This window comes from Microbacterium sp. MPR-TSA4 (genome assembly GCF_058792815.1).
The window spans coordinates 38,189-58,757 of record NZ_JBXAFF010000016.1 but is presented as its reverse complement, the minus strand read 5'-3'; the positions used below and the strand labels follow the sequence as shown (position 1 = coordinate 58,757).

Below are 20,569 nucleotides of genomic sequence, written 5' to 3'. Positions count from 1 at the left end.
CTCCTAGTAGACCGTGGACGGGGTCTGATCGACCGGGACGTCGGACGGATCGGGGTCACCGGGCTCGGGCAGCGGCTGCGGGCCCTCCTTGACCGTCTTGAAGATGAGGCCGAACTCGACCACCGCGAGGATCGCGTAGATCGCGGTGAAGGCGATGAGCGAGATCAGCACGGTCCAGCCGGGCACGTTGGGCGAGACGCCGTCCTCGGTGAGCATGAGGCCGAAGACGATCCAGGGCTGGCGTCCCATCTCGGTGAAGATCCAGCCGACGAGGATGCCGAGCAGGGCCAGCGGCGCCTGCCAGATGGCCAGCTTCCACATCCAGCCGGCGACGGGGCGCTTCGCCTTCTTGCGCGTCACCCACAGGCCGGCGACGGCGATCGCCGTGGCGAGCAGGCCGAAGCCCATCATCCAGCGGAAGGCCCAGTAGGTGACCCACAGGACGGGGGCGAAGTTGCCGTCGACCTGATCCGCGAACTGCGGGAACAGCTGCGTGGTGTAGAGCTGGTTGAGGTCGTTGATGCCCTCGACGCAGCCGTTGAAGTCGTGGGTCGAGAGGAAGGCGAGCACGTAGGGGACGCGCAGCGACCACACCTCGCCGGTGCCGTCGGGCGTGCCGATCGAGAAGATCGAGAACGAGGCGTCCGCGCCGCACGCGGTGTTGAACATCGCCTCCGCGGCCGCCATCTTCATGGGCTGGGTCTGCACCATCACCAGGCCCAGCTGGTCGCCCGAGAGGAACACGGCCACGAAGCCGGCGATCATCGCCCAGAGCCCGAACTTCAGCGCCGGGCGCAGCATCTCGACGTTCTGCTTGCGGGCGAGGTGCCACGCGGATGCCGCGATCACGACGCCGGCGGAGAACATGATGGCCGACGAGATCGTGTGGGGGAACTGCGTCAGGGCGACCGGGTTGGTCAGCACCTGCCAGAAGTCGGCCATCTCGGCGCGGTGGCCCGCGGCCGACATCTGGTAGCCCTTGGGGTTCTGCATGAACGCGTTGGCCGCGAGGATGAAGTAGGCCGACAGCCAGGTGCCGACGACCGTCATCCAGATGGTGAGCAGGTGGATGCGGCGGGGCAGCTTGTTCCACCCGAAGATCCACAGACCGATGAACGTGGCCTCGAAGAAGAAGGCCATGAGGCCCTCGAAGGCGAGCGGGGCGCCGAAGACGTCACCGACGAAGCGGGAGTAGCTCGACCAGTTCATGCCGAACTGGAACTCCTGCACGATGCCGGTGACGATGCCCATCGCGAAGTTGATCAGGAAGATCTTCCCGAAGAAGCGCGTGAGGTGCAGCCACTTCACGTCTCCCGTGCGGTGCCAGACCGTCTGGAAGATGGCGACGAACAGCGACATGCCGAGCGTGAGCGGCACGAAGATGAAGTGGTACAGGGTCGTGAGACCGAACTGCCATCGTGCGAGCAGCAGCGGATCCAGGAAGTCCATCGTCATCCTTCCGAGGGCGGGAGTCTTCTTCGAGACTGAAGCTACACAGGGTTTTCCCAGCCTTGGAGGCGCTGGGCCGTGAAAAAGAAAAGGGTTCTGATCAGGCCGTGGCCGGGGCGAACATCAGCTGGACGACGCACTCGCGCGGGTCGCAGGAGGGGCGCATCTCGTCGACCGCGAGCGGTCCGCCGGCGGCGGCGAGCACGCTCTGCATGAGGCCCAGGTGCACCTGGCAGAGCATCTCGCGGTGCTCCGCCTGTGACGAGGCGTGCGCGCACGGGGTCAGGTCGACCGTCAGCTCCCGCTCGTCGACGAGCGGGTCGAAGCCGGCGTCGATGAGGTCCTCGACCAGGGCGTCGACCTGGTGCAGCGCGTCGGTGTCGAGCTCGGGCGCCGCGCCGGGGAGCACCCGCCGCATGAGGTCGCCGCGTTCGGCGGCGGCGCGCACCTTGCGCCGCTGGATCGGGCTCGAGGCGCGCACGCCGTCGGCCGCGCTGTAGAGCACGCGCGGACGCCCGCGGGTCGTGCGGTGCTCCGCTGCCGAGACGACGTATCCCTCGTCGATCAGGCGCTGCAGATGCTCGCGCACGGTGTTCGGATGCAGCCCCGTCGCATCGACGATCTCGGTGATCGTGCGACGCGGCTGCTCCTGCACGAGGTGCAGGATCTCGACACGTGAATAGCTGGAAATGGCGCTGTACCCAACCGGGCGACCTGTGGTCATACCTCACATTATTCACGGTGACGCCCCCCACCGCCACCCCCGAAATCCGGCGCTTTCTTCCGGTCCCGCGGAAGCTCCGCATCCGCTCAGCGCGACCTCAGGTCTGCGCCCCTAGAGTCGGAGCATGCAGATCTGGCAGTTGCCGATCATCGGTGGTGCCGTTCCGATCGTGGTCCACGCCGTGGCCGCCGTGTTCCTCGCCGTCGTGCTCGTGCGCCGGTGGGATCGACGCGCCCTCCTGTGGGCGGTGATCGGCGCGGTCGCCGGGGCCGGCCTCGCGGTGCTCGCGGTGCACCTCGTGGACCGCTCGCAGGTGTTCGGCGCCGACCCGCTCCCCGCGTTCGTGCTCCAGTGGGCGGCCGGTGCGCTCGCGGCATCCGGATGGGCGATCGGGGCGATGGTCGGTGCCCGTCCGTGGCGGCGGATCGTGTCGGCGGTGGCCGTCCTCAGCTTCCTCGTCTCCGCGACGATCGGGGCCAACGCCTCCTTCGGGCTCAACCCGACGCTCGGCACGCTGTTCGGGATCGCGGTCGACAACAGCATCGATCTTCCGCACGCCGACAACACGAACGGGGCGGCGCCGGCCGTCCCGCTCGCGCAGTCGTTCGTCCCGCCCGCGGGGATGCCGCAGAAAGGCACCCGCGGAACCCGGAACATCCCCGCCACGGCATCCGGGTTCGACGCGCGTCCGGCGGGCATCTACCTCCCGCCCGCCGCCCTCGTCCCGAACGCGCCGGCGCTGCCGCTGGTGATCATGATGATGGGCCACCCCGGCAACCCCGACCCGACGGCGATCAGCGACGTGCTGGACGACTTCGCGGCGCGCAACCACGGCCTGGCGCCGATCGTGATCGTCGCAGACCAGGTGGGCTCGGCGGTCAACGACACTGCGTGCGCCGATTCGAGCGCCTACGGCCGCGCCCGCACCTACGTCACGCAGGACGTGGTGGCGTGGGCCAAGGCGAACCTGAACATCATCCAAGACCCCGCCTACTGGACGATCGCGGGGTACTCCAACGGCGGCGGCTGTGCGCTGTCGTTCGGTGCCGACTACCCCGGACTCTGGAAGAACATCCTGGACATCTCGGGGGAGCCGTTCCCCGGCTCCGAGCAGGTGGAGAACATCACGAAGACGATCTTCGGCGGTGACGCGGCCGCGTTCGAGGCGTCCAAGCCGGTCAACGTCCTGGCCGCCGCGCCGGCGGGCACGTATGCCGGAATGACCGCGGTGTTCACCGCGGGAGCGGACGATCCGACCTATCGCGCCCACGCCGACGCCGTCGCGGCCGCCGCGCAGAAGGCCGGAATGACCGTGACGCGCTACGACATCCCCGGCGCCGGTCACACCGGCGACGCGTTGAAGCTCGGGATCGTGGAGGGTTTCACGGTGCTGTACCCCGTGCTCGGGCTCTCCGTGACGCCCGGCGGGTGACGACGCTTTTACCTTCGCGTCGGCGTCGCGTCAAGATCGGCGACCTCAAGATCTGCGCAAGATTTCCGCAGGCCGAGAGTGCCTCGGACGGCGTTCCCGGGTCGTATGCGCGTGAATGTTGAGGATGCCGCAAGATTCGCGCCGATCGCTGTCTCGTACGAGCCGAACCACGTAGCGTCGTCAGTACGCGAGCCGGCGCCCGAAGTCGGCCAGCGCATCGATGAGGGCGATCGCCGGTCTGGGGGGATACGGCGGTCGCCTTCATCGTCCGTCCGGCACCGACGGCGGCGCGCGGTCACTCCGGCGGTCGGCTGAAGGTGATGTGGGTCACGCCGCTCTCGGCCGCTTCCGACGTCACGCGGTAGCCGTTCTCCAGCCCGCGGAGGTCGTCCCACAGGCGGATGCCGCGCCCCAGCAGGATCGGCACGACCGCCACGTGGATGTCGTCCACGAGCCCTTCGTCGAGGAAGTCGCGCGCCGTGGTGGCCCCACCGCCGATGCGGATGTCGCCGCCGCCGGCGACGGCGCGCGCCCGGGCCAGGGCGTCGTGCGGGCTCGCGTCGAGGAAGTGGAAGCTCGTGCCGTTGGCCATCTCGATCGATGCCCGGGGTGTGTGGGTGAGGACGAACACGGGGATGCGGAAGGGCGGCTCCTCGCCCCACCAGCCGCGCCACTCGGGGTCGTCGCCGTGCTCGTGCAGACCGAACATGCCGGCGCCCATGATCTCCGCGCCCAGGTCGGCGAAGTAGCGCATCGCGTAGCGGTCGTCGACGCCGGTCGTGCCGGCGCCCGACGAGTCGTGCAGCACACGCTCGCGGAAGGTGCGGGTCGCCGTGTAGTCCCGCGTCAGCCGCATCCAGTCCTCACCGAACGGGTTCTCGGGCGTCTGGTCGGTGGTGGTGGCGAAACCGTCGAGGGAGATGTTCAGGTCGAGGCGGACGCGGCTCATGGTCACCAGCGTCGATCATCCCCGTCGCGGCGTCAATCGCCGATCCGGACGTCATGCCCGTCTGCGGAGACACGCACCGGATTCGGATGCCGTGGCATCCGCCGTCCGAATCCGATGCGTTCCTCCGCATCCGCTCCCTACGCGGAGGCGAGGGTGGACTGCCAGCCGAGCGCCGGGGCGACGTGGCGGGCGAAGGACTCGATGATCCGCAGGTTGAACTCCACGCCCAGCTGGCTGGGGATGGTGAGCATGAGGGTGTCGGCGGACATGACCGCGGCATCCTGTCGCAGCTGCTCGACGAGCACGTCGGGCGCCGCGGCGTAGGTCTTGCCGAAGGTCGAGCGGAAGCCGTCGATGTAGCCGATGCCGTCGCCCTCCTGGCTGTGGCCGAAGTACAGCTCGTCCTCCGCGGTCGTGATCGGGAACACGGAGCGGCTCACCGAGACACGGGGCGTGCCGGTGTGCCCGGCCTCGGCCCAGGCGGCGCGGAAGCGGTCGATCTGCTCGGCCTGCAGAATGTCGAAGGGACGGCCGTCCGCCTCGGTCACGAGGGTCGAGGACATGAGGTTGAGGCCCGTGCGCCCCGCCCACTCGGCCGTGTCGCGCGAGCCCGCGCCCCACCACACGCGCGAGCGCAGCCCGGGCGAGTGCGGCTCGATGCGCTGCAGGCCGTGGCCGCCGCCGAACGGGGAGTTCGCGTCGCGCTCGGCGAGGCCCTCGCCGTCGATCGCGCGGAGGAAGAGGTCCATGTGCTCGCGGGCGAGGTCGGCCCCGCGGGGGTCTGCCCCGGTGTAGCCGAACTTCTCGTAGCCGCGCACGACCGTCTCGGGTGAGCCGCGGCTCACGCCGAGCGCCAGGCGCCCGTCGGAGATGAGGTCGACGGCGGCGGCCTCCTCGGCGAGGTAGAGCGGGTTCTCGTAGCGCATGTCGATGACGCCGGTGCCCACCTCGATCCGCTTCGTCTTGGCGGCCATCGCCGACAGCAGCGGCATGGGGGCGGCCTGCTGGCGCGCGAAGTGGTGCACGCGCACCGCGACGCCGTTGACGCCGAGGTCGTCCATGCCCTGCGCGAGGTCGATCGCCTGGTGCAGCATGTCGCCGGCGGTGAGCTCGCGCCCGCCGCCGAGCGGGCCGTAGTGGCCGAAGGAGAGGGTTCCGAAGCGTTGCATGATGGGGGCAACGTTACGCTTCCCGCATCCATTCCACTGAATGGATGTCGCGGCCGCCGCGGGGACGCTCGACCGCGTCTAGCGTCCGTCGCGCACGCTGCGGACGAACGCCTCGACGTTCGCGCGCAGCGCGGCGATGCGCGCCGCGCGCGCGGCTTCCACGTCGAACCCGACGTAGGCCGACGCGGGGCGGCGGCGCGCGTTGTCGTTGCACTGGAAGCGATCGCACGCGAGCGTGCCGACCGTGTCGCCGCGGCGTCCGGCGTCACCCACGCGCTTCGCGGTGAACAGCAGCACGTCGTTCGGCAGGTGGATGTCGGCGCACCACGAGCATTGCGCGCGGCTCTTCGGCCGGGTGTCGGCCTGGCGCAGCAGCAGGCCGGTGGGCTCGCCGTCGAGCTCGACGACGACGTAGCCGACCAGCGCCAGCTTGCGGTCGCGGGTGCCGTAGAACTGCCGGGAGTCCCAGTCCGTGTCCGGGAAGTCGGACGGCAGGGTGAGGCTGCGGCGTTCGGACTGGGTGACGTTGATGAGCGAGGCGCGGATCTGCGCTTCGGTGAGTGCGTGCATGAGCATGCCCTTCGGTGAGAGTCGTGCGAAGGCGGATGCCGCGGCGGCATCCGTGACGGAAGGTCGACGATCAGCGCCGGCCGCGTGCGAGACGCGGCTCACGGCGCCGGGGCGACGTCACCTCTCATCGGCGAAGAGCTCGCCGATGACCTCCCTCTGGCCCGCACGGCGGGGGCCGTTCCCGATACTCACCCCTCCAGCGTACGCGTCCGGCCCTGCAACAGATCGGAATGCGCGGAACACGTCCGCCACGGCGGTGGTTGGATCCAGGTATGACCCGCATCGCGCACACCGACATCGACGTCTTCCCCCTCGCCCTCGGCGGCAACGTGTTCGGCTGGACGGCCGACCGCGAGGAGTCCTTCCGCATCCTCGACGCGTTCCACGCCGGCGGCGGCACCTTCATCGACACCGCCGACTCCTACAGCGCCTGGGCTCCCGGCCACAGCGGCGGCGAGAGCGAGACGATCATCGGTGCCTGGCTGGCCGAGCGCGGCCACGGCGACGTCACCGTCGCGACGAAGGTCAGCCAGCATCCGCAGTTCAAGGGGCTCGCGGCATCCACCGTGCGCGCCGCCGCGGAGGCGTCGCTCGAGCGGCTCGGCGTCGAGTCGATCGACCTGTACTACGCCCACTTCGACGACGCCGAGACGCCCTTGGAGGAGACGGTCGCGGCCTTCGGCCAGCTCGTGTCCGACGGCCTCGTCCGCTACACCGCCGTGTCGAACTACTCGGCCGACCGCATCCGCGAGTGGGTGCGCATCGCCCGTGAGCTGGGCGTCGCCGAGCCGGTCGCGATCCAGCCGCACTACAACCTCGTGCACCGCGAGACCGAGGACGACATCGTGCCGGTCGCCGAGGAGTTCGGCCTGTCGCTGGTGCCCTACTTCTCGCTCGCGAAGGGTTTCCTGACGGGCAAGTACCGCTCGACGGATGCCGCTGCCCACGACACCCCGCGCGCGCAGGGCGCCGCGGTGTACGCGACCCCGCAGGGCCTGCAGATCATCCAGGTGCTGGAGCGCATCGGCACGGCCCACGACGTGTCGATCGCCGCGACCGCCCTCGGCTGGCTGCGCGCGAAGCCGACCGTCGTCGCCCCGATCGCGTCGGCGTCGAAGCTGTCGCAGGTCGCCGATCTGCTCGACGGCGGTCGCGTGGAGCTCACGGCCGACGAGGTCGCCGAGCTCGACGAGGTCTCGGAGTGGACGCCCACCGACATGTGAGCCCCCGGGCTGCGCGGTGTCGGATGCGGCGGGTACCGTGGCGGCATGCATCACCTGAGCCGGGAGCAGGCGCGTCGCATCGCCGTGCGGGCGCAGCTGCTCGACGCCGATCGTCCCGGAGACGTGGTCGAGGTCGGCGAGCAGCTCGGGTCCATCAAGATCGACCCGACGGCCACGATCGCGCCCGCCGAGCAGACGATCCCGTTCAGCCGCATCGGCTGGGGTTACGAGCCCGGTCAGCTCGTGAAGGCGGTCGAGGACGACCGGGCGCTGTTCGAATTCGACGGCCAGTTCCACGCGGCATCCCTGCTGCCGGCGATGCTCGCGCGGATGCGCGCGCGGGTCTTCCGCGCGCAGGCGGCGGGCTGGGTGGAGGCCAACGCGCGCTTCCGTGCCGACGTGATCGCGCGCCTCCGCGCCGACGGCCCGCTGCTGGCCGGTCAGATCGACGACACCAGCCAGGTCGCACACAAAGACGAGGCCGGCTGGTACGGCTCGAACCAGGTGCCCAGGATGCTCGACCTGCTGTCGTACGTCGGCGAGACCGCGGTGGTCCGTCGGGAGGGCCGCCAGCGCGTGTGGGACCTCGGCGAACGCGTGTACGCCGACGTCCCGGTGATCGACCCCGACGAGGCGACGGCGCTGCTGGAGGAGCGCCGGCTGCAGGCGGCGGGCATCGCCCGCCAGAAGTCCCGGTGGACCCCGGTGGGGATGGCGGGGGAGCCCGCGACCGTCGAGGGCTCGTCGTGGTCGTGGCGCGTCGATCCGGCGGCGCTGGCGGCTCTCGACGACGACGCCGGCGGTCGCGTCGCGATCCTCAACCCCTACGACGGCATGCTCTTCGACCGTCCGCGCCTGACCGAGCTCTTCGCGTTCGAGTTCGTGCTCGAGCAGTTCAAGCCGAAGGCGCAGCGCCGGTACGGATACTTCGCGCATCCCATCCTCATCGGCGACGGTTTCGTGGGGCTGCTCGACGCCGAGCTCGACAAGAAGAAGGAGAACCTCGTCGTCACCGCCGTGCACGAGTTCACGCCGCTGGAGCCGGAGGAGCGCGAGATGGTGGATGCCGAGATCGACGACCTCGCCGGATGGCTGGGTGTGCCCGTGCAGCGGGCGCGGTGAGAGGAGCGGGGCCGCATGATCGACGACGCCGTCCGTGACTGGCTGCTGGATTCAGACCCGACGTTGCGATGGCAGGTGCAGCGCGACCTGCTCGATCTGCCGGAGGACGTGTGGGCGCGCACGCGGTCGCGGATCGCCGTCGAGGGCGACGGTGCGCGCCTGCTCGCGCACCAGGATGCCGACGGCCGGTGGGCGGGGGGAGCGTTCTTTCCCGCCGACTTCGACGTCGACACGCAGGATCAGACGCCCGGTCAGCCGTACACCGCGACCACCTGGACCCTGACGACCCTCCGCGAGTGGGGCACCGATGCGGGCGCGCTCGGAGACACCGCCGATCGGCTGGAACGCAGCGCCCGGTGGGAGTACGACGATCTGCCCTACTGGGACGGTGAGGTCGACGTGTGCATCAACGCCATGACGCTCGCCAACGGCGCGTGGCTGGGGCGCGACATGTCGGCGCTGGCGGCGTGGTTTCCCGCGCACCAGCTCGCCGACGGCGGGTGGAACTGCGAATGGGTCGACGGTTCGGTGCGGTCGTCGTTCCACTCGACGATCAACGCCGTCCGCGGACTCCTCGCCTACGAGCAGCTCACCGGTGACGCCTCCCTCGCGGCCTCGCGCCGGCGGGGCGAGGAGTACCTGCTCGCACGCCGCCTGCGCACCCGCCTGTCGACGGGGGAGCAGGTCGGGCCGTGGACCGACGTCATCGTCCATCCTTACCGGGCGCCCTTCACCGCGCTCAAGGCGATCGACCACGTGACGGCCGCTGCGGTGCACGACGGCATCCCGCCCGATCCCCGCGCCGCCGACAGCATCGCGATCGTGCGCGCCGCCCGCCGCCCCGACGGCACGTGGCTCCAGGGCCATCACTTCGCCGGCGATGTCTGGTTCCCGCTCGACGTCGCCGTGGGCGAGCCGTCGAAGTGGGTCACCTTCCTCGCGCTGCGTGCGCTGCGACGCTGGGATGCCGCGTACGGCTGACGCGCGACGCGTCACACGACGAAACGCGATTCGCCCGTGACCGCGCCGTCCCGAGACGATGGGGACGTCGACGCGTCCCGAGCCGTCGGCGCGGACAGGAGGACGCCATGAGCAGGCGAGGATTCGCGACCCGACAGGTGCACGAGCGCGCACGCCGCGACGGCGACGCCCGGATCGCGACGTCCCGCGCGACGCCCATCTACCTGACCGCCGGTTTCGAGTTCGGCGAGTACGACGACGCGGCCGCGCACTTCGGTCGCGGCGAGGGCTACGCCTACACGCGCATCGGCAATCCGACCGTCGACGCCGTCGAGCACACCCTCGCCGCCCTCGAGGGCGGCTCTCAGGCGCTCCTGCTCGCGAGCGGCCAGGCCGCCACCACGGTCGCCTTGCTCGGACTGCTCGAGGCGGGCCAGCACGTCGTGTCCTCGACGCACGTGTACGAGGGCACCCGGGGCCTGCTGCGCGACAACCTCTCGCGGTTGGGCATCACGACGACCTTCGTCTCCGAGATCGACGACCTCGAGGCGTGGGAGGCCGCGATCCTGCCGACCACGCGCGTGCTGTTCGCCGAGTCCATCTCGAACGCCAGCAACCGCCTCGTCGACATCCCGGCGCTCGCCGACCTCGCGCACCGCCACGGGATCGCCCTGGTCATCGACAACACGTTCGCCACCCCGTACCTCGTCCGTCCGCTGGAGCTCGGCGCCGACGTGGTCGTCCACTCGGCGAGCAAGTTCCTCGCCGGGCACGGCAGCGTGCTGGGGGGAGCGATCGTCGACAGCGGTCGCCTCGACGAGACCAGCCTCGGACGGTTCTACCCGCATCTGACGGCGCCCGGTCGCGGCGGTGTCCCGAGCGTGTTCGAGCGGGTGGGCGGCGATGCGCGGATCGCGTATGCGCGCGAGGCCGTCGCTCCCCGGTTCGGTCCCACGCCGTCGCCGCTGAACGCCTTCCTGATCGGGCAGGGCATCGAGACGCTGAGCCTGCGCGTCGAGCGGCAGAGCGCGAACGCGCTCGCGGTCGCGCAATGGTTGGCGGGACGTCCAGAGGTGGCCTCCGTCGACTACGTCGGGCTCCCCGCCCACCGCGACCACCACCTCGCGCTGCGCGACCTCCCGGACGGCTTCGGATCCGTGTTCAGCTTCACCCTCCACGGCGACGCCGACACGGCCCGCGCGTTCGTCGAGGCCCTCGAGGTCTTCACCCACATGACCCACCTCGGCGACGTGCGGTCGCTGGTGCTGCACCCGGCATCCACGTCGCACGCCGCGCTCACGGATGCCGAGCGCGCCGCCGTGGGCGTGCACGACGGCACGCTGCGCGTGTCGATCGGCATCGAGGATGCCGCCGACCTCATCGACGACCTGTCGCACGCGCTCACCGTCGCCAGCGACGTGCCGGTCGCGGTCCTGGCATGACGCGTCCGCAGCACTTCGGCTGGTTCCTCGCGCGCGGCTTCGGGCCGCACGGGTGGGGTCATCCGTACCTGGACTGGAACTGGGACTGGACCCGGCCCGAGCTGTATCAGCAGTCCGTCCGCGAGCTCGAGCGCGCGGGGTTCGAGTTCGTGCTCATCGAGGACGCGCCCTCGCTCGGGTCGCCAGACACGATCGACCTGCGCATCCGCCACGCCTTCGGCGGTCCCAAGCTCGACCCGCTGCTGCTCGCCCCCTACCTCTTCCAGGCGACGCAGCGCCTCGGCGTGATCCCGACGGTCAACCCCGCCGCGTACCTGCCCTACACCGCGGCCCGCCAGTTCGCCACGCTGCAGCACCTGAGCGGCGACCGGCTGGGGCTGAACGTCGTGACCGACACCGGCAGTGCGCGCCATTTCGGCGATGCCGCGCCGCTCGGCCACGACGCCGCCTACGACCGCGCGGAGGAATGGCTGGCCGGTCTGCGGGAGCTGTGGAACTCGTGGGGGGAGGGCGCTCTCGTGCGCGATGCCGCGACCGGCGTCTACGCCGATGGCACCCGGCTCGACGCCGTCCGCCACCGCGGCGAGTACTTCGCCTTCGACGGTCCGCTCAACGCCGTGCCCTTCACCCGCGGGGAGCCGGTGATCGCCTCTCCGGGCGGGTCGGGCCGCGGGCTCGCGTTCGCGGGGGCGAACTCCGACATCCAGTTGGCGCTCGCTCCGCTCACCGAGCAGAGCGTCCGCGCGTACCGCGCGAAGATCCACGCCGCCGCGGTGGAGCGCGGGCGTGCGCCGTCGGATGTGACGGTGATGTTCGCCATCTCACCGGTGATCGTATCGTCGCCGGAGGAGGCCGATCGCCTGGTCGCCGCCTCCGCGCGGCCCGACGACGACGCGCTGCGCCTGATCGCGCAGCGCCAGTCCAGCGACCTGGAGACCGATCTGACCGCGCTCGAGCTCGACGCGCCGCTGCCGGCGGGACTGTTCGCGGATCACGTCTCGCAGGGATCCCTGCGCCGGCTCATCGGCGATCGGGATGCCGCGACCGCGCCGTTGCGCGCGCACCTGACCGCGCTCGCGCGGCTGGGGCGCATCTCGGACCGGTCGGGCTTCGTCGGTACGGCGGAGGAGTTCGCCGACCTCATCGAGGAGCTCGGCGACTGGGGCAACGACGGCGTGCTGCTGTGGGGCGACCTGCATCCGGTGACGATCCACCGCACGCTCGACGAGCTGGTTCCCGTGCTGCGTCGCCGCGGCATCCTCCGCGACGAGCTCTCGGACGGCGGCTTGCGGGCGAACCTGCAGTCGCTCTGACGCTGCTCCGGCCGGCACGGGCGAGGGGTGGGGCGTTTCCACTCGCTGCGCTCTGCGTTTCGACTCGCTGTGCTCTGCGTTTCGACTCGCTGCGCTCGCTCAACGACCGGGAGTTTGTAGCCCGGTCGTTGAGCGAGGAGCACAGCGACGAGTCGAAACGCAGAGGAGTCGAAACGCCCGACGCCTCAGCTCAGGCCGTTGGCCTTCAGCCAGGCGGCGGCGATGTCCTTCGTCGACTTCTGGTCGACCTTGGACTCGACGTTGAGGGCGACGAGGCCCTCGGGCGTCAGCTTCGCGTTGACCGCGTTGATGACATCCGCCGCGTCGGCGGGGAACGAGCTGCTCACGAGCGGGACGACGTGCGACGCGAGGAAGAGGCCCTTGGGGTCTTCCAGCGTGACGAGGTTCTTCGTCTTGATGCTCGGGTCGGCGCTGTAGACGTCGGCGAGCTGGACGCCGCCGGCGACGAGCTCGTCGACCGTGGTGTCCGCCGTCGCGCTGAAGCTCACGGTGACGCCGTACTTGTCCTTCAGGCCGGTGGGGCCGTAGGGGCGCTGCTCGAGCTCGGGCGCGCCGCCGAGCACGAGGTTCGGGACGTTGGCCAGGTCGGCGATCGAGGTGAGGTTGTGCTCCGCGGCGAAGGCCGCGGTCACGTTGTACGAGTCCTGGTCGGTCGCCGAGGCCTGGTCGAGGACGCTGAGACCCTCGGGCAGCGCCTTCTTGAGTGCCGCGTAGACGTCCTCGGTGGTGGTGGCGGTGGTGTTCTTGTCGAAGTACTGCAGCAGGTTGCCGGTGTACTCCGGCGTCAGCGAGATGGTGCCGTTCTGCAGCGACGGCACGATGGCGTCGCGCTGGCCGATGTTGAACTTGCGCTCCACCGTGTAGCCCGCGCCCTCGAGCGCCTGGGCGTAGATCTCGGCGATGACCTCGTTGGAGTAGTACGCCTGAGAGCCGATGGTGATGGTGGAGGCCGAGCCGGTCGCGTCGCCGGTGGCGGCGGGCTGCTCGAGGGAGCTGCTGGAGCCGCAGCCGGTGAGGGCGAGGGCGGTCACGGTGAGCGCTGTCGCCGCCAGGGCGAGCCGCGCTCCGAGACGGGAGGTGCGCAGTGCGGACATGAGAGGTGCCTTTCGTTGGGTGCTGTGGGAGGAGAGAGTCAGGATGCCGTGGCGGCCCGGGCCACGGGGCGGGAACGCGCCGTGCGGGCGGCGACGCCGCGGGGGACGACGATGCGCTGCAGCAGGGCGAACACGCCGTCGAGGACGAGGGCCAGCACGACGACGAGGATCGAGGCCCCGAGGATCTGGGCGGTGTCGCGCAGCTGGATGCCCTGGATGATGTAGAAGCCGAGGCCGCCCAAGCCCACGTAGGTGGCGATGGTCACGGTGGCGACCACCTGCAGGGTGGCCGAGCGCAGGCCGCCGATCAGCAGGGGCAGACCGAGGGGCACCTCCACCTTCCACAGGATCTGGCGGCCGGTCATGCCGACGGCCCGCGCGGCGGAGATGGTCGAGCGGTCGATCGCCTCGAACCCCGCGTAGGCCCCCGCGAGGATCGACGGGATCGCGAGGATCACGAACGCGACGACCGCGGCCTGGCTCTTGTAGACGACGCCGACGAGGAGGTAGAGCAGCACGACGAGTCCGAGTGTGGGGATGGCGCGCGCGGCGCCCGAGAGGGCGACGGCGAACTCGCGCCCGCGGCCGGTGTGCCCGATGGCCCACCCGGCCGGGATCGCGATCAGCGCGGCGATGAGCACCGAGCCGAACGTGAAGGCGAGGTGCTGGGCGATCGCCTCGGGCAGGGGCAGCGACCCGGTGAGGCGGTCGGGGGAGAAGATCCACGCGAAGGCGTCGGCGAACAGATTCATGCCGCCTCCGCGGAGTCGAGCCGACGGGCGGCGAGACGGCGCAGTGCGCGGCGCTCGGCCCGGCTGCCGTCGCGTCGCGGCATCCACGGCATGAGCACGCGTCCGGCGAGGACGAGCAGGAGGTCGAAGACGAGCGCGATGACCACGACGATCACCACGCCCGCCAGCACCTCGGGGATGATCCGGCGCTGGAGCCCGTTGGTGAAGAGGTAGCCGAGGTTCTCGACGCCGATGAGGATGCCGACGGTCGCGAGCGCGATCGTGGAGGTCGCGGTGACGCGCAGACCGGCCAGCAGCACCGGGCCGGCGAGCGGGAGGTCGACCGTCCAGAACCGTCGCCACGGGCCGTAGCCGACGGCGATCGCGGCGTCGCGGGTGGCGGCGTCGACGGAGTCGAGTCCATCGGTGACCGAGCGCGTCATGATCGCCACGCCGTAGACGGTCAGCGCGATCACGAGGTTGCTCTCGGAGAGATAGGGGATGCCGAAGACCGCCCACAGCAGCGCGAACAGCCCCAGCGAGGGGATCGTGTACAGCAGCCCGATCGTGGTGAGCACCGACCCGCGCAGCGCCGTGTACCGCCAGGCGAGCCACCCGAGGGGGAGCGCGATGACGAAGGCGGCGACGATCGCGATCGCGCTCTGGCGCAGGTGCGCGAGCGCCAGCGAGCCGATCAGATCGAGGTTGTTCGCGACCCAGTTCATGGCACCCCGTCGACGAGCACGCCCTGTGCCCGGCCCGCGGCATCCACGAGCACCGTGCCGTGCGCGGTCTTCTTCGGCGTCAGCGCGCGCGATCCGCGCTCGACCCCCACGAACTCGGCGACGAACGCGCTGGCGGGGTTCTCGATGATCTCGTCGGGCGTGCCGACCTGCGCGATGTGCGCGCCCTTCTCGAGGATCACGACCTGGTCGCCGAGGAGGAACGCCTCGTCGATGTCGTGCGTGACGAAGACGACCGTCTTGTCGAGGTCGCGCTGCAGGCGACGCGTCTCGGTCTGCAGCTCCTTGCGCACGATGGGATCCACCGCGCCGAAGGGCTCGTCCATCAGCAGGATGTTGGGATCGGCCGCGAGTCCGCGCGCGACGCCGACGCGCTGCTGCTGGCCGCCGGACAGCTGGCGGGGATAGCGGTCGGCGAGCGCGCGATCGAGTCCGACGATGTCGAGCAGCTCGAGCGCACGCGCACGCGCCTGCTTCTTGGGCGTGCCGTTGAGGATCGGGACGGTCGCGACGTTGTCGAGGACGCTGAAGTGGGGCAGCAGCCCCGCGCTCTGCAGGACGTAGCCGATGCCCCGGCGCAGCTGCACCGGATCGCGGTCGCGGATCGATTCGCCGTCGATCGTGATCTCGCCGCTCGTCGGCTCGACGAGCCGGTTGATCATGCGCAGGAGCGTCGTCTTGCCGCATCCGGACGAGCCGACGAAGACCGTCGTCTTGTGGGCGGGCAGGACGAGGCTGAAGTCGTCCACCGCGACGGTGCCGTCAGCGAATCGCTTCGTGACGGAGCGGAACTCGATCGCCATACGTCCTCCGGGCTCGGATTCAACCACCCAACCACATACCCCCGACACGGCGACAAGGGGCTGGAATCTGGCGTCACAGTCCGGTATGCGTGAGGAATGGATGTCCAAGAGTACGACCTCATCGTGATCGGAGCAGGACCCGTCGGCGAGAACGTCGCCGATCGGGCGGTACAGGGCGGACTGACGGTCGCGATCGTCGAGTCGGAGCTGGTCGGAGGGGAGTGCTCGTACTGGGCGTGCATGCCCTCGAAGGTGCTGCTGCGCGCGGGTGCCGCGCGCGCGGACGCCGCCGACGCGCCCGGGGCCCTCGCGAGCCCGCCCGCCGGCCCGGTCGACGTGCCCGCGGTGCTCGCGCGCCGCGACGAGATCGTGCACGACTGGAACGACTCCGGCCAGGTCGAGTGGCTCGACGGTGCGGGCATCGCGCTCGTCCGCGGGCATGGCCGCCTGAGCGCGGAGAAGGAGGTGACCGTCACGCGCGACGGTGCGGATGCCGCGGTGCTCCGTGCCCGCCACGCGGTCGCGGTGTGCACGGGGTCGGCGGCGCTGCTGCCCGACATCCCCGGGCTCGCCGCGGCCTCGCCCTGGACCTCCCGCGAGGCGACCGGTGTGCGGGAGGTGCCGGAGTCCCTCGTGATCCTCGGCGGCGGCGTCGTGGCGTGCGAGATGGCGACGGCGTACGCGTCGTTCGGCTGCACGGTCACGGTGCTCGCCCGCTCGGGGCTCCTGGGCTCGATGGAGCCGTTCGCCGGGGAGGCGGTCGCTCAGGCGCTCCGGGACGACGGCGTGGACGTGCGCACGGGCGCTCACCCGCAGGCTGTGTCGCGGGATGCCGCGACGGGCGCGGTCACGGTGACGCTCGCCGACGGCGAGGTGACGGCATCCGAGATCCTCGTCGCGACCGGGCGCGTCCCGCGCACCGGCGACGTCGGCCTCGAGGTCGCCGGACGGGAACCGGGGTCGTGGCTCGACGTCGACGACACGATGCTCGTGCGCGGCAGCGACTGGCTGTACGCGGTGGGCGACGTCAACCACCGCGCCCTGCTCACGCATCAGGGCAAGTACCAGGCGCGCGCCGCCGGCGACGTCATCGCCGCGCGCGCCCGCGGCGGCGAGGTCGACGACGCGCCGTGGGGTGCGCACGTCGCGACGGCCGATCACACGGCCGTGCCGCAGGTCGTCTTCACCTCACCCGAGGTCGCGGCCGTCGGACTGACCGCCGCGGAGGCCGAGGAGAAGGGGCTCGCGGCGCGCGTCGTCGACCTCGATCTCGCCAACATCGCCGGTGCCAGCACGCGCGCGGCGCACTACCGCGGGCAGGCCCGCGCCGTGGTCGACACCGACCGCGGCGTGCTCGTGGGGGCGACGCTCGTCGGAGCCGACACGGCGGAGCTGCTGCAGGCGGCGACGATCGCGATCGTCGGCGAGGTGCCGCTGACGCGGCTGTGGCACGCGGTGCCGGCGTACCCCACGCTCAGCGAGCTGTGGCTGCGGTGGCTCGAGGCGATCGGGCGTCCCGTCTGAGCGGACCCGACCGCCCCGAGCCGTCCGTTCAGCCCGCGAGGGCGGCGCGGAAGGTGTCGACGACGGGGGTCGTCGGGCGGCCGATGAGGCGCGCCAGCGTGCCATCCGTGTCGGCGAGGACACCGCCGCGGATGCCGTCCTCCATGCCCGCGACGAACTCGGCGGTCCCGGCATCCAGGCCGGCGCCCTGAAGGGCCGCGACGAAGTCGTCGCGCGAGACCGGAACGTACGCGACCTCGCGGCCGAGCGCCTCGCCGGCCGCGGCCGCGAGGTCGTCGTAGCCCAGGCTGCGGTCGCCGGCGAGCTCGTACACCTGGCCGAGGTGGCCGTCCTCGAGCAGCACGACGGCGGCGGCCTCGGCGTAGTCGGCCCGGGCGGCCGCGGCGACGCGACCGTCGGCGACGGAGGCGGCGATGACACCGGAGTCGGCCGCGCGCTGGAGGTCGGTGAGGTAGTTCTCGGTGTACCAGTCGTTGCGGAGGATCACCATCGGCAGGCCGCTCGCCGCGAGCGCCTCCTCGGTGGCCTTGTGCTCGGCGCCGAGGGCCCAGTCGAACGTGGTCGCCTTCGAGACGCTCGTGTACACGAACTTCTGCACGCCCGCGGCGACGGCCGCGTCGATGACGTTCTTGTGCCCGGCGAAGCGGCGACCGGCCTCGGAGGCCGAGATCAGCAGCACGGTGTCGACGCCCTCCAGGGCGGCGGCGATCGTGGCGGGGTCGTCGTAGTCGACGTGGGCGGTGCGCACACCGCGGGCGGCGAGGTCGTCGAGCTTGGCGACGGAGCGCGCGCCGGCGACGATGTCGGATGCCGTGGCGCCGCGCGTCAGCAGCGCGTCGACGACGAGGTGGCCGAGGTGCCCGCTGGCACCGGTGACGAGGATGGTCATGAGTTGGTCCTTTCGTTGGGGTCCGAGGGAGGGAACCCATACGGAGGATCAGTACATTCCGAAGAACATGTACCCACTTTCACGTAAGGTACCTACGTGATGGTTAGTCTTGCGGAAATACGCACCCAGAACGATCAGGCGTTCACGGAGAACTGTCCGACCCGGGTGGTCCTCGACCACGTCATGAGCAAGTGGGGCGTCCTCGTGCTGCTGGCGCTCAGCGAGGGCACCGCCCGCTGGGGCGAGCTGCGGCGCGCCGTCGACGGCATCAGCGAGAAGATGCTGGCGTCGACGCTGCGAACCCTCGAGGCCGACGGGCTCGTCGTGCGCACCGCCTACCCGGAGGTCCCGCCCCGCGTCGAGTACGCCCTCACCGCGCGCGGCGACCAGCTCATGGAGCGCGTCCTGCCGCTCATGAGCTGGATCGCCGACAACGCCGGCGAGATCGTCGGTCGCTGATCGCGCCGCGGGAGGATCAGCGCGTCGCGCGCGCCAGGTTCGCCCGCAGCTCGTCGGCGTCCTGGCGCACGACGTAGGCCGGCTGGTCGCGCTCGACGCGCCAGCTCTCGGCGACCGAGCCGATGTCGACGGTGTCGAAGCCGAACGCGTCGTAGAGCGCCGTGGCGAGTGCCGCGGCATCCGCGTGGTCGCTCGCGATCGCGAGGGCGCGTCGGCCGGGCGTGCCGGCGGGAGCGCCGGTGGTGAGGATGTCGGCGGCGGGGATGTGGTTGAACGCCTTCACGACGCGTGCACCCGCGAGATGGTCCTGGACGAGGGCGGTGGTGGTCGTGGTCTTGTCCTCGAGCGCGGCGATGCGACCGTCCCGCTCCCAGTAGTAGTTGTTGGTGTCGAGCACGATCTTGCCGGCCAGGGGGGCGGCCGGCACGTCGCCGATCGCCTTCAGCGGCACCGTGACGACGGCCCAGTCCGCCGCCTCCGCGGCCTCCGCGGCGGTCGCCGCGCGGGCGCGCGCGCCCAGACGGTCGACGAGACCGGCCAGCGTCTCGGGGCCGCGCGAGTTGCTGATCACGACGTCGTACCCGTGGGCGACGAGACCTTCCGCGAGCGCGCTGCCGATGTGTCCTGCTCCGATGATTCCCACTGTTGTCATGCGAGGGGCAACAGCCATGCCTCCTGTGCGCATTCCCCGTGGGTCCGCTGTCAAGACCTGGCGAGGAGGCGCCGCGCGCGACAGGCTGAGGTCATGACCGATGACACCACGGCCGCCCGCGCTCAGCGCCTGCGCGACCTGTACACCGCCCCCGAGATCCTCCGCGTCGTGAACGTGTGGGACGTCGTCTCCGCGCAGGCGGTGCTCGCGCTGCCCGAGACCCGCGCCCTCGCCACCGCCGGCCACTCGATCGCGGCATCCTTCGGATACGCCGACGGCACCATCCCGCTGGAGACGACGCTCGACATGGTCGGACGCATCGTGTCCGTCGCAGGCGAGGTGCCGGTCAGCGCCGACCTGGACGACGGCTACGACGAGCCCGGCGAGACGGTTCGCCGCGCCATCGGCGTGGGGATCGTCGGCGCCAACATGGAAGACCGCCTGCGCCCCTTCGACGAGTCGGTCGCGCGGGTCGCCGCCGCGGTCGCCGCTGCCGAGGCCGAGGGCGTGCCGTTCGCGCTGAACGCTCGCACCGACGCGATCGTGCGCGGCGGAGAGCGCCCGCCGGCGGAGTCGATCGCCGACGCGATCGCCCGCGGTCGCGCGTTCCTCGAGGCGGGCGCGACCTCGGTGTTCATCCCCGGCGTGCTCGACGCCGACGCGACCGCCCAGCTGGTCGCGGGCATCGGCGAGCGCGCCGTCAGCGTGATCGGCCTGCCCGGAGCGCTCGCGGCCGCCGACTACGAGAAGCTCGGCGTCGCCCGCATCTCGTACGGTCCGCTGACGCAGCGCGTCGCGCTGACCGCGTTCCAGGACGTCGCCGCCCAGCTCTACGCCGACGGGGTGATCCCCGAGGGGACACGCGCGCTGAACTGACGGACGGCAGCCCGGCGACGGGGGAGGAGGATGGAGGCATGTCGCGTTCCGCCTCCCTCCTGCTCGCCGCCGCCCTCGACGTCGCGCTCGTGATCACCTTCGCCGCCGTCGGCCGGGCCAGCCACGACTCCGACGTCTGGACGGGGCTCGCGACGACGGCCTGGCCGTTCCTCGCCGCCCTCGTGCTGGGATGGCTGATCGCCCAGGGGTGGAAGGCGCCGTTCGCCCTCGGGCGCACCGGCCTGCCCGTGTGGGCGGTGACCCTCGTCGGCGGCATGCTGCTGCGGGTGGCGTCCGGTCAGGGCATCGCGGTCTCGTTCGTGATCGTGGCGGGCATCGTGCTCGCGGTGTTCCTCCTCGGCTGGCGGCTCGTCGCGCTGCTGCTGCGCCGGGCCACGACGCGGCGCCGCGCCGCGTGAGGCGC

Annotated in this window: 21 protein-coding genes; 10 read left to right on the top strand and 11 right to left on the bottom strand. The window is 71.3% G+C overall.

Features of this window, described 5'->3' with window-relative positions; translation table 11 throughout:
- Positions 1-3: 3 nt before the first annotated feature.
- Together AC1Q49_RS08805 and AC1Q49_RS08800 are read right to left on the bottom strand one after the other, a co-directional pair.
- Positions 4-1,449, bottom strand: coding sequence for a cytochrome ubiquinol oxidase subunit I (locus AC1Q49_RS08805; protein ID WP_060959970.1), 1,446 nt, complete (start codon positions 1,447-1,449; stop codon positions 4-6).
- 100 nt (positions 1,450-1,549) lie between these two features.
- Entirely contained in the window at positions 1,550-2,173 is a 624-nt protein-coding gene (locus tag AC1Q49_RS08800; protein WP_101305774.1) for a helix-turn-helix transcriptional regulator, read from the bottom strand.
- Between the two features lie 124 nt (positions 2,174-2,297).
- On the opposite strand from AC1Q49_RS08800, the gene AC1Q49_RS08795 reads away from it, so the two are divergent.
- On the top strand, positions 2,298-3,605 hold the full coding sequence (locus tag AC1Q49_RS08795; protein ID WP_101305775.1) for an alpha/beta hydrolase: 1,308 nt from the start codon (positions 2,298-2,300) through the stop codon (positions 3,603-3,605).
- A gap of 295 nt (positions 3,606-3,900) precedes the next feature.
- Here the strand turns inward: AC1Q49_RS08795 and AC1Q49_RS08790 are convergent, their stop codons facing one another.
- The 3 genes from AC1Q49_RS08790 to AC1Q49_RS08780 form a co-directional block, all read right to left on the bottom strand.
- Positions 3,901-4,554, bottom strand: coding sequence for a dihydrofolate reductase family protein (locus tag AC1Q49_RS08790; protein WP_061782334.1), 654 nt, complete (start codon positions 4,552-4,554; stop codon positions 3,901-3,903).
- Between the two features lie 137 nt (positions 4,555-4,691).
- Positions 4,692-5,723 carry an LLM class flavin-dependent oxidoreductase gene (locus AC1Q49_RS08785; protein ID WP_060959974.1) on the bottom strand — a complete coding sequence of 344 codons (1,032 nt, stop codon included), beginning with the start codon at positions 5,721-5,723 and terminating at the stop codon, positions 4,692-4,694.
- A 78-nt stretch (positions 5,724-5,801) separates the two neighbouring features.
- Entirely contained in the window at positions 5,802-6,395 is a 594-nt protein-coding gene (locus AC1Q49_RS08780) for an FBP domain-containing protein (protein ID WP_492491675.1), read from the bottom strand.
- A gap of 170 nt (positions 6,396-6,565) precedes the next feature.
- Here AC1Q49_RS08780 and AC1Q49_RS08775 point away from each other — a divergent pair, with 170 nt between their 5' ends.
- From AC1Q49_RS08775 to AC1Q49_RS08755, 5 genes are all read left to right on the top strand, one after another.
- A complete protein-coding gene (locus tag AC1Q49_RS08775) occupies positions 6,566-7,516 on the top strand; it encodes an aldo/keto reductase (protein ID WP_060959975.1) in 951 nt (316 codons plus the stop codon).
- A 45-nt stretch (positions 7,517-7,561) separates the two neighbouring features.
- Positions 7,562-8,638 (top strand): DNA glycosylase AlkZ-like family protein, encoded by a 1,077-nt coding sequence (locus tag AC1Q49_RS08770; protein ID WP_492491673.1) that lies wholly within the window; start codon positions 7,562-7,564, stop codon positions 8,636-8,638.
- A 15-nt stretch (positions 8,639-8,653) separates the two neighbouring features.
- Positions 8,654-9,619, top strand: coding sequence for a squalene cyclase (locus tag AC1Q49_RS08765; RefSeq protein ID WP_492491671.1), 966 nt, complete (start codon positions 8,654-8,656; stop codon positions 9,617-9,619).
- Between the two features lie 107 nt (positions 9,620-9,726).
- Positions 9,727-11,040: an O-acetylhomoserine aminocarboxypropyltransferase/cysteine synthase family protein gene (locus AC1Q49_RS08760; protein WP_205282415.1), complete on the top strand. Its 1,314-nt coding sequence runs from the start codon at positions 9,727-9,729 to the stop codon at positions 11,038-11,040.
- A complete protein-coding gene (locus AC1Q49_RS08755; protein ID WP_492491668.1) occupies positions 11,037-12,353 on the top strand; it encodes an LLM class flavin-dependent oxidoreductase in 1,317 nt (438 codons plus the stop codon). Before AC1Q49_RS08760 ends, AC1Q49_RS08755 begins: the two co-directional genes overlap by 4 nt.
- A gap of 185 nt (positions 12,354-12,538) precedes the next feature.
- On the opposite strand, the gene AC1Q49_RS08750 is transcribed toward AC1Q49_RS08755, so the two are convergent.
- The 4 genes from AC1Q49_RS08750 to AC1Q49_RS08735 are packed head-to-tail and all read right to left on the bottom strand — an operon-like array spanning position 12,539 to position 15,745.
- Positions 12,539-13,468 (bottom strand): ABC transporter substrate-binding protein, encoded by a 930-nt coding sequence (locus AC1Q49_RS08750; RefSeq protein WP_060959980.1) that lies wholly within the window; start codon positions 13,466-13,468, stop codon positions 12,539-12,541.
- A 38-nt stretch (positions 13,469-13,506) separates the two neighbouring features.
- Complete coding sequence (locus AC1Q49_RS08745; protein WP_060959981.1) at positions 13,507-14,220, bottom strand: ABC transporter permease; 714 nt, start codon at positions 14,218-14,220, stop codon at positions 13,507-13,509.
- Positions 14,217-14,924, bottom strand: a complete 708-nt coding sequence (locus tag AC1Q49_RS08740) for an ABC transporter permease (RefSeq protein ID WP_060959982.1) — start codon at positions 14,922-14,924, stop codon at positions 14,217-14,219. The genes AC1Q49_RS08745 and AC1Q49_RS08740 overlap by 4 nt, the downstream gene beginning before the upstream one ends.
- Positions 14,921-15,745 (bottom strand): ABC transporter ATP-binding protein, encoded by an 825-nt coding sequence (locus AC1Q49_RS08735; protein ID WP_060959983.1) that lies wholly within the window; start codon positions 15,743-15,745, stop codon positions 14,921-14,923. The genes AC1Q49_RS08740 and AC1Q49_RS08735 overlap by 4 nt, the downstream gene beginning before the upstream one ends.
- A gap of 96 nt (positions 15,746-15,841) precedes the next feature.
- On the opposite strand from AC1Q49_RS08735, the gene AC1Q49_RS08730 reads away from it, so the two are divergent.
- A complete protein-coding gene (locus AC1Q49_RS08730; protein ID WP_492491664.1) occupies positions 15,842-17,269 on the top strand; it encodes a dihydrolipoyl dehydrogenase family protein in 1,428 nt (475 codons plus the stop codon).
- A 28-nt stretch (positions 17,270-17,297) separates the two neighbouring features.
- On the opposite strand, the gene AC1Q49_RS08725 is transcribed toward AC1Q49_RS08730, so the two are convergent.
- Complete coding sequence (locus AC1Q49_RS08725) at positions 17,298-18,158, bottom strand: NmrA family NAD(P)-binding protein (protein ID WP_492491662.1); 861 nt, start codon at positions 18,156-18,158, stop codon at positions 17,298-17,300.
- Positions 18,159-18,257: 99 nt separating this feature from the next.
- Between AC1Q49_RS08725 and AC1Q49_RS08720 the strand changes: the two genes are divergently transcribed.
- The gene (locus tag AC1Q49_RS08720; RefSeq protein ID WP_060959985.1) at positions 18,258-18,617 is read left to right on the top strand and encodes a winged helix-turn-helix transcriptional regulator; all 360 of its coding nucleotides are present in this window, start codon (positions 18,258-18,260) and stop codon (positions 18,615-18,617) included.
- Positions 18,618-18,633: 16 nt separating this feature from the next.
- Here AC1Q49_RS08720 and AC1Q49_RS08715 read toward each other — a convergent pair whose 3' ends face one another.
- Positions 18,634-19,269 (bottom strand): NADPH-dependent F420 reductase, encoded by a 636-nt coding sequence (locus tag AC1Q49_RS08715; protein ID WP_061782337.1) that lies wholly within the window; start codon positions 19,267-19,269, stop codon positions 18,634-18,636.
- A 93-nt stretch (positions 19,270-19,362) separates the two neighbouring features.
- Between AC1Q49_RS08715 and AC1Q49_RS08710 the strand changes: the two genes are divergently transcribed.
- Complete coding sequence (locus AC1Q49_RS08710) at positions 19,363-20,145, top strand: isocitrate lyase/PEP mutase family protein (protein WP_492491660.1); 783 nt, start codon at positions 19,363-19,365, stop codon at positions 20,143-20,145.
- 38 nt (positions 20,146-20,183) lie between these two features.
- Positions 20,184-20,564, top strand: coding sequence for a DUF3054 domain-containing protein (locus AC1Q49_RS08705; RefSeq protein ID WP_060959988.1), 381 nt, complete (start codon positions 20,184-20,186; stop codon positions 20,562-20,564).
- The last annotated feature ends 5 nt before the right edge of the window (positions 20,565-20,569 follow it).

Coding starts and splice junctions, on each gene's coding strand:
- AC1Q49_RS08785 (WP_060959974.1), bottom strand. CDS start 5,723: ATGCAACGCTTCGGAACCCTCTCCTTCGGCCACTACGGCCCGCTCGGC.
- AC1Q49_RS08760 (WP_205282415.1), top strand. CDS start 9,727: ATGAGCAGGCGAGGATTCGCGACCCGACAGGTGCACGAGCGCGCACGC.
- AC1Q49_RS08770 (WP_492491673.1), top strand. CDS start 7,562: ATGCATCACCTGAGCCGGGAGCAGGCGCGTCGCATCGCCGTGCGGGCG.
- AC1Q49_RS08790 (WP_061782334.1), bottom strand. CDS start 4,554: ATGAGCCGCGTCCGCCTCGACCTGAACATCTCCCTCGACGGTTTCGCC.
- AC1Q49_RS08750 (WP_060959980.1), bottom strand. CDS start 13,468: ATGTCCGCACTGCGCACCTCCCGTCTCGGAGCGCGGCTCGCCCTGGCG.
- AC1Q49_RS08795 (WP_101305775.1), top strand. CDS start 2,298: ATGCAGATCTGGCAGTTGCCGATCATCGGTGGTGCCGTTCCGATCGTG.
- AC1Q49_RS08775 (WP_060959975.1), top strand. CDS start 6,566: ATGACCCGCATCGCGCACACCGACATCGACGTCTTCCCCCTCGCCCTC.
- AC1Q49_RS08740 (WP_060959982.1), bottom strand. CDS start 14,924: ATGAACTGGGTCGCGAACAACCTCGATCTGATCGGCTCGCTGGCGCTC.
- AC1Q49_RS08710 (WP_492491660.1), top strand. CDS start 19,363: ATGACCGATGACACCACGGCCGCCCGCGCTCAGCGCCTGCGCGACCTG.
- AC1Q49_RS08745 (WP_060959981.1), bottom strand. CDS start 14,220: ATGAATCTGTTCGCCGACGCCTTCGCGTGGATCTTCTCCCCCGACCGC.
- AC1Q49_RS08705 (WP_060959988.1), top strand. CDS start 20,184: ATGTCGCGTTCCGCCTCCCTCCTGCTCGCCGCCGCCCTCGACGTCGCG.
- AC1Q49_RS08730 (WP_492491664.1), top strand. CDS start 15,842: ATGGATGTCCAAGAGTACGACCTCATCGTGATCGGAGCAGGACCCGTC.
- AC1Q49_RS08735 (WP_060959983.1), bottom strand. CDS start 15,745: ATGGCGATCGAGTTCCGCTCCGTCACGAAGCGATTCGCTGACGGCACC.
- AC1Q49_RS08765 (WP_492491671.1), top strand. CDS start 8,654: ATGATCGACGACGCCGTCCGTGACTGGCTGCTGGATTCAGACCCGACG.
- AC1Q49_RS08725 (WP_492491662.1), bottom strand. CDS start 18,158: ATGACCATCCTCGTCACCGGTGCCAGCGGGCACCTCGGCCACCTCGTC.
- AC1Q49_RS08800 (WP_101305774.1), bottom strand. CDS start 2,173: ATGACCACAGGTCGCCCGGTTGGGTACAGCGCCATTTCCAGCTATTCA.
- AC1Q49_RS08720 (WP_060959985.1), top strand. CDS start 18,258: ATGGTTAGTCTTGCGGAAATACGCACCCAGAACGATCAGGCGTTCACG.
- AC1Q49_RS08715 (WP_061782337.1), bottom strand. CDS start 19,269: ATGACAACAGTGGGAATCATCGGAGCAGGACACATCGGCAGCGCGCTC.
- AC1Q49_RS08755 (WP_492491668.1), top strand. CDS start 11,037: ATGACGCGTCCGCAGCACTTCGGCTGGTTCCTCGCGCGCGGCTTCGGG.
- AC1Q49_RS08805 (WP_060959970.1), bottom strand. CDS start 1,449: ATGGACTTCCTGGATCCGCTGCTGCTCGCACGATGGCAGTTCGGTCTC.